Origin of the sequence: Chromatocurvus halotolerans (genome assembly GCF_004340525.1) — a bacterium.
Classification (GTDB): Bacteria; Pseudomonadota; Gammaproteobacteria; order Pseudomonadales; family Halieaceae; genus Chromatocurvus; species Chromatocurvus halotolerans.
The window spans coordinates 499,665-506,625 of sequence record NZ_SLWX01000001.1 but is presented as its reverse complement, the minus strand read 5'-3'; the positions used below and the strand labels follow the sequence as shown (position 1 = coordinate 506,625).

General features: G+C 54.1%; 7 protein-coding genes. 5 read left to right on the top strand and 2 right to left on the bottom strand.

All coding sequences use genetic code 11. The features are described from left to right. Both EV688_RS17525 and EV688_RS17350 read left to right on the top strand, forming a co-directional pair. The coding region (locus EV688_RS17525) for a hypothetical protein (protein ID WP_207895401.1) at positions 1–327 on the top strand (327 nt) is incomplete at its 5' end. A 152-nt stretch (positions 328–479) separates the two neighbouring features. After that, positions 480–776, top strand: coding sequence for a hypothetical protein (locus EV688_RS17350; RefSeq protein WP_162883869.1), 297 nt, complete (start codon positions 480–482; stop codon positions 774–776). Between the two features lie 178 nt (positions 777–954). Here the strand turns inward: EV688_RS17350 and EV688_RS02180 are convergent, their stop codons facing one another. Next, positions 955–1,866: a lysophospholipid acyltransferase family protein gene (locus tag EV688_RS02180; RefSeq protein ID WP_117316877.1), complete on the bottom strand. Its 912-nt coding sequence runs from the start codon at positions 1,864–1,866 to the stop codon at positions 955–957. Positions 1,867–3,185: 1,319 nt separating this feature from the next. Here EV688_RS02180 and EV688_RS02170 point away from each other — a divergent pair. Beyond that, positions 3,186–4,520 (top strand): hypothetical protein, encoded by a 1,335-nt coding sequence (locus EV688_RS02170; RefSeq protein ID WP_205686582.1) that lies wholly within the window; start codon positions 3,186–3,188, stop codon positions 4,518–4,520. A 616-nt stretch (positions 4,521–5,136) separates the two neighbouring features. Here EV688_RS02170 and EV688_RS02165 read toward each other — a convergent pair. After that, complete coding sequence (locus EV688_RS02165) at positions 5,137–5,562, bottom strand: nuclear transport factor 2-like protein (RefSeq protein ID WP_131917531.1); 426 nt, start codon at positions 5,560–5,562, stop codon at positions 5,137–5,139. A gap of 127 nt (positions 5,563–5,689) precedes the next feature. On the opposite strand from EV688_RS02165, the gene EV688_RS02160 reads away from it, so the two are divergent. Next, positions 5,690–6,277, top strand: coding sequence for a TetR/AcrR family transcriptional regulator (locus tag EV688_RS02160; protein ID WP_117316871.1), 588 nt, complete (start codon positions 5,690–5,692; stop codon positions 6,275–6,277). Between the two features lie 277 nt (positions 6,278–6,554). Further along, the gene (locus EV688_RS02155) at positions 6,555–6,734 is read left to right on the top strand and encodes a hypothetical protein (RefSeq protein WP_117316869.1); all 180 of its coding nucleotides are present in this window, start codon (positions 6,555–6,557) and stop codon (positions 6,732–6,734) included. Positions 6,735–6,961 lie beyond the last annotated feature (227 nt).

The following is a 6,961-nucleotide window of genomic DNA, read 5'->3' as shown; positions in this document are numbered from 1 at the left end:
TCCTTCGAATACTTCTTTCTCGTGTTCATGTTGTACCGCCTCCAGTTCAGGATATTATCCTTAACTGGGTTGGTCACATCCATTGGACCACTTCAATCAACGTCCTACAGCCTTGTGCAACTGTTTCTAGACGGACTCTGGCTGGTGGCCATAGCCATGTCGATTTTCTTCGCAGGCCTTTTCCTGTTCACTTTACTCTCAGACAAGCTGCTCGATCGGCTTTTCTCCATTGGGGTTCCATCTGAACGCGAGCCACAGAAGAGAAGACGTAAACTACTGCCGCGTAGCCTGAGTCTGCCAGTCGTACTGCCGCGTAAAAACGTGTAACGAACTTCGTATCCGGCTCGGAAACAGGTAGTCTGCGGATCGGAGCTGCGCCTGTTCAATCGAGTGGGCCACCGAGACACGGGTGTTTTTGTAATCTCGAATTGGACCCGCTGGTGCGTCTTTTGCTGCATGACGGTGGCTCGGGACATCGCATGGATGCCATGCGTCACATCAGCGACCTTGGGCTTAACCAAGTCGCAGGCCCGCAGCTTACTGTCGATGGCGAGATTAAACAGGGCCAGACCGCGCACATCGTCGGCTATCTGGAGGCGGATGCGGATTGTCCAGACCTCCTTCATCTTCAAGGGCTTTTTCTGGTCTATCAGCTTGCCCTTGTTCCAAGGGTCTCGGGTTGCCGTGTCGTCAACGAAATAGAACATCCTTCGATTCCTCCTGTGCGTGAAAGGAATCACATTGTGTATTCTGGGGGCGGCAGGCGCTCGCGGTGACCGGCTGGAATCGGCCAGTCCTAGTCATTCAAACTAGACCTCTGGAACCTCGTAATCTTCGGTAACGTCGACACGCAGTGTAGGCACAAGGGCCACTATCCATGCGAGGAAATCTAAAGTGTCGAACCCCATCTGCGTCACCTCATCAGCGTGCGCTAACTTTCTGATGTCGGGTCGCTTAATGCCCTTCGGCAAGGCTCCAGGTGAGGGCGTGTAGGTGCTCGGTGAGGTTGCGGCGGTCGAGGTGCGCGATACTCTCATAGGTAACCGGTGCGCCAAGCGTCACGTCAAAGCGACCGCCCATCTTGTTGCGGACTTCGTGCAGCAACAAAGATGCGCGTAGCGAATCACTCACGCCGCTGACAATGTGGAACAGACGGCTGTTTGTGCCATGAAAAAACAGCGGCATCACAGTTGCTTGCGACTTTGCGATCAGCTTCGCTGTAAACGTAGTCCAGGGAAAATCCGCAAGGGCACCAAAGCCGCCGTGCTGACGGGTGGAGATACCGCCGCTGGGAAACACGAGGATGACACCGCCGCCGGCGAGTGTCTTAAGTGCGGTCTGCTTGGTCTGGATGTTGATCTGCTTCGCCTCGCGGTTATCTCTGAAGTCGACGGGCAGAAAGAACCGGTCCAGATCCGCATCGCGACACAGCAGCGCGTTTATCAGAATGCGGAAGTCGCCGCGCATTCGGCTGGCGATGTCACAGAGCATCAGGCCGTCGACCACGCCAAATGGGTGGTTCGCGATCAACACGAGTGGTCCTGACTTGGGCAGCGCCGTTGGGCATACTCCGTGCAGCTGATACTTAATGTCCGCGAGCTCCAGCGCCCGTGCAAAAAATGTGGACGGATTGAAATCCTCGCCCTTGAGGCGGTGGTAAATGGATTCAACCGCAAGCCGACCACTTATCCGCTCGATCATGTCGATAGCCCGAGCGCGTGCTGATCGCTCGCCTGGTTGTACGTAGCTTATGGTGGGGCGGGCGTTGATCGACTGCATCGCGAGATCGCCGTTGGCATCTCCAAAGATGATGTAACACCGTTGTGTCGTTTTAATGACAGCTGGTAGAACCCTTATGAAGATCATGGGCACTGACACCTTGATGGAGGCCCTAGCAGCGTAATAGCAGGTGGTCTCATGCTTTTACAAGAACTCCAGAATGCTCCATGAGAGCACACGGGCTATCCACACTCGGTTTATATAGCTCATAGCCTGAATCGGGTGTAAAGCTGAGAGAGGTGCCCTAAAACTTTAACCAGTAAATCAATTGAGCGTTTTTACACACTCTGGGCCGATAGCCGACTGTCAGAACTCTTTACATCCCGGGGCAGTGGTCGCATCTTGTTGGCGCTTAAGCCGATGATGAACAAGCAGCCGTCTCTTAGACGTAGAGCCGTGCTGAGCGGCGTCAGCTAGTTCACTACTTCATCGCTGGGCACACGTTCATAAAAATATCGCAAGTGTGTCATTGGCCTGTAAACAATAGATGCGAATCTTGATTTTCTGGTTGATGTTACATCTCCGCGCGAATTGAAGAGCATCGAAGGCAGCCCCATGACCAGTAGAAGCCCAGCTATGTACGGGATTTCACGTATTGATGATGACACTCACTACACCCATGCCTGGCGCGTAAGTCTCCGGCGTCGCGGCAAGGCGCTTGTTAAGAACTTCCCGGATAAAAAATATGGGGGGAAGCGGGGCGCTCTGGCTGCGGCAAGAAAATATAGGGATCAATTGCTGGAACAATACCCGCCCCTGACTCGCAAGGAATTCGCCAGTATCCGTCGTTGCAACAATAAGACAGGAATAACTGGTGTTTACCGATATGCAAAAAAGTATCGCCTCGCGGACGGCCGAGAGAAGGAGCATTGGTACTGGGAGGCACACTGGCCAACCGAAAGCGGGCAGCATGAATCTGTGAGTTATTCGGTTAACAACTATGGCGAGGATCTTGCTCGGCACCTCGCTATTCGCGCCCGTCAGCGGGGGGTGAGTCAGGTGCAGGGGATTTTTTGGGCCTCGGAGCGAGCCGAGAGACGCACGCCCTCCGATGAGCTTATAAGCGAGCCTTTCAGCTCGGATGCTCGAGGCGTCGCCTAGCTGTGTCGACGTCGTGACCGACTTTCACACCGATTAGTTCTGTTGATAGCCAGTAGAGCTGGCAGATGTTATGGCACGTCAACCGTCGACCTTTGGCAAAAATTTCGACCAAAACCGAAAGCAGTCATAGAAATTGCACCGCCTGCTGCCCATCGCTTAATGCCACTTGATAGGGGCTATGCCAAAAAACCGAAATCGCTGGCTGGCGGATTCCGGACATACAGTAACAATTTTGTCATTTAGAGTCCTTAGACTCCGGCCCTTGTCTTTGAACAAAGCCATTTTCCCATGAGCGAAATTCAAGAATGTTAGGCCTGGACGTCTGGGCTTTGATCGGATTCGCGTTCGCCGCGTATGCGGTCGTGGGAAACGATGCGCTGCAAACCCTCGGTACATTTATCAGTTCCAACCAACAGCGGCACTGGACCGTGCTGTTTGCCTTCGCTGGCAGCGTTCTCGTCGTCACCTTTATTGCGGGCTGGGTGATAAACAATGGCGACCCGTCTTTTGGTCGCCTGTCCAACGCCGGTAAGTATCCGGAGATCACCGTCGAGTGGTACCACACACTGCCGCCATTGGTCCTACTGCTCGTGACCCGCCTCGGTATCCCGGTGTCGACAACGTTCATGGTGTTGACGATTTTCGCCACCGTCGGCGGCTTTGGTTCCATGATAGAGAAATCATTAACAGGTTATGCGCTGGCGTTTGTCATTGGCCTTGGTGTTTACCTGCTGATCAGCCGAACCCTCGAGCGTTATTTTGATGGTTCCGAACTATCAACCCATGTGCCGTTTGGACTGATTGGACTGGTGGGCGGTGGCTTTTTTCTTGCGCAGTACTACCTTTTTGGCACGATTGACGACCCCCAGGTCCTGGTGACGGGCGTCGGCCTTGCGGTGGCCGCCGAGATAACCGCGCTGCTATTCGCATTCCGCGTCAACCGCGGCCTGTATTGGGTGATCACCCAGTGGGTCACCACTGCCTATCTCTGGTCAATCTGGTTGGTGCAGGATTTCGCCAATATTTTTGTCTTTTTGCCGCGGAATCTGACCGCAGCACAGGGCGTTGCCGGAGTGCTGATTATTCTTGCTTTCCTCGCATTTACCTTTGCCAATGCAGGCGGGCCGGTGCAGCGCATTCTGCGCACGAAGACAAGCGTGGTAGACATCCGCTCAGCGTCCATCATCGACTTTCTCTACGCGTCCTTACTGTTCTTCTTTAAGGAGGTTTCTGACATACCGTTGTCCACAACCTGGGTCTTTCTCGGCCTCATAGCCGGGCGCGAGTACGGTTTTGCCCTGACGCGAGCCGCGGTCAGTCTGGTCGCCGCAGTGATTGATACCGCGGAGGACGCCGCCAAAGCGTTCATAGGCATCGTAATTTCCATCGACCTGGCCCTCGGACTACCCTGGCTCGCGCGAGGCGCAACCGGGGATGGGATAGCAATATCCGACCTATTTCCCACCGCCGCGTTCATGCTGTTTGTGATCATTGCCAACGTCATATTGTTGCCCACGTCGTTTTTTGCTTTCTCGAGGCCAGAGGAAGACAAGGAACATGTACGACGTAATTACGCCATCGGTATCATTACCTTGCTGGTCATCTTCTTTGCAATGACTATGTCGCTCGCCGTGTTCTAGTGCGTTCAGGCGGGAGTGTAACCCAGAGAATTTAAGGATTTGTTGTGAACATGGGCATGTCTCCGATCAAATATCTGGGCAATCCAGGCCGATGACGCTCTGAGCGCATAAAAGACTAAGACGTCGCGGGATACGTTCAGACTCCACAAGATTCTAGTGATTCGTTCGCCCTTATTATTGAAGCCCTGAAAAATGTCGCCTGCAAACGGGCTTCTGCCTCGAAACCAGTTCAACAACAGCGGTCGAAGATCTATCCTCGATCGCATCCTCAGACAGGCAGCACCATCGATTCAGAAATTGGTCCGCCTAATAGAGCGTTCTACAAAACCAGAAACCTCTCCTTCACCGGCTGATCTGCGGCGGTAGCTACGTCCCGAGCTCGCCAGAGGCACCCATTGTTCCCTTTGTGCTATCGCGATCTACTGCACCTGCTGGTGGGCTTTATTTCAAGCATTTCACGCCAGGGCATGGCGACAGGCTACAGCTAGGGTGCCGTCTATCGCGCGGCGTAGGCCGAATGGCCCCGTTTGGTCTGTGGAAATTAAAGGATCAATTGTTCGGGGGCGTTACTTTGACAAATGTCCGCTTCCGACCCAAACCGGCCCTTGAAGCGCATTTAGACGTAGCTAGGGTCGGCGTCACCAAGGTTAGCTGCCAACCAACTCAGCGCCGGCATTGAGAGAGTGGGATCGTAGGTGTCCCGCAGGCTGCTCACGCGACTCCCATTTGTTTTTACTTCAATGGCGACAGGCGCTGTCATGGAGCCCACTTTGTCGCGGCCATACCCGCTTAGCAGCTCAACGCGAATGTGGTTGTCAGCAAGACGCACTATAGACAGGATCTCCAGCAGTCGGAAATCCATAGTGGCATCAAAGGCGCGTGTCGACTTGCGAAAAGCATCCATAACCGCTGCCCTTCCGTCAATTTCACATGCGAATGGCACCCCTTCCACCTTGTAGGTCACCTGCTCAGTGAGCATCTCCTCGACCTCCTGCCAGCGCCCATCGACCACCGCTCGCTCAAAGGCATCGAAGTAGTTCATGAATACAGAAATTGCGTTTACAGACATATCGGTTCTTCACGTCAACAATAAAGTAGCAATTGCTACTTTGCTAATCTAGCAAATACTACTTAAAGTGCAAGCTTAATTTTTAAACTAAGTGTGTGTAATGAGCGAGAGACCGAGCGTTCGCGAACGAATTCTCGATGCGGCGGCCGAACTCCTCGAGTCCAAGGGCCTGCGACACCTGAACACGAATGCGTTGGCCGCTGCGGCGGGCGTGACTCCCCCTACGGTGTATCGTCACTTCGATAACAAGGAGGCGGCCGTCATCGCCCTAGCCGCCCGTTTCGTGGAGGCGGAGCAGCTCTGGATTGAGAACGCATCGACCAGCATCGCGGCGAGCGCGACAATCGAGGAATTCTTCAACACGCTCATCGATGCATACTGGGACGCTGCAAAAGAGCAGCGCGGCATCGTTGCACTTCGGGGTGCCATGCGCGTGTGGCCAGAGCTCAGAGACGCCGAGGAAACCTCGCTAGCGAACTCAACGAGGCTGGTTGCCGACCTGCTTCAGGCACACTGGGACACAGCAGACCCTAAGGTGTTGCTCAGGACGTCACGCCACATCGTAGAAATCGTATGCTCAACCGTTGACAGGTGCTACCCACTACCGCCACGCGAGCGACGCTGGCGTATCGAGGAGCTCAAGACCTCTGTCGTGTCCTATGCCACCTGCCGAATAGGCGCCAGCTAGTTCACCGAAATCCCGTATGTCCGTTCTTGGCCGACTGCTGCCTATAAGTGCTCGGAGCTTGAACGACCGCTCTTCGGCAGCGGCCATGCGCAGGCCCGTGGTCAGGATACCTTAAGAACGCGGCACACTTTGCCGCGCAGCTTAGTGCACGGAAAACTCAGTAGATCTAATTTTCCCAAGTAAAATCAGGCTTTGCTTAGCGCATTGACACCAAGGTTTTGAGTATCCCAAGGTGGTCGCCGCTTTCCCGAGTTTTTCTAAAGGTGCAGGAGGGCAAATGAATAGCTACCAGTTAGGCCTCATCGTGCTGATGATGCTCAACGCCGCGGGTGGGATACTGTTGGCACTGGATGAATCAGTCGCCGCCCTGGCAGTCTTCGGTATCGCCATGGTTGGGCTTGTAATTGTTGCAGTGAGATTAGGCATGACCCAGAGTCAAGCACGGGACGACAACTGACGCCATCTGGCCGATAGCTGCCATTATATTAGAGCAAGACTTGGCACATTGACTGTCATGCACACCTTCGCGCTATCATCGCCCAGTCGCAGAAGATACCTCAATAAACCAGCTCGCATTCCATTACATTAGTTTGCAAGTGGTCTTATCAACTGACAACTCGAAAGGGATCGAGCTAATGGGCACCAATCCTCAATCTCAGTTGAGCCGCACCGAGGAGGAGCGCC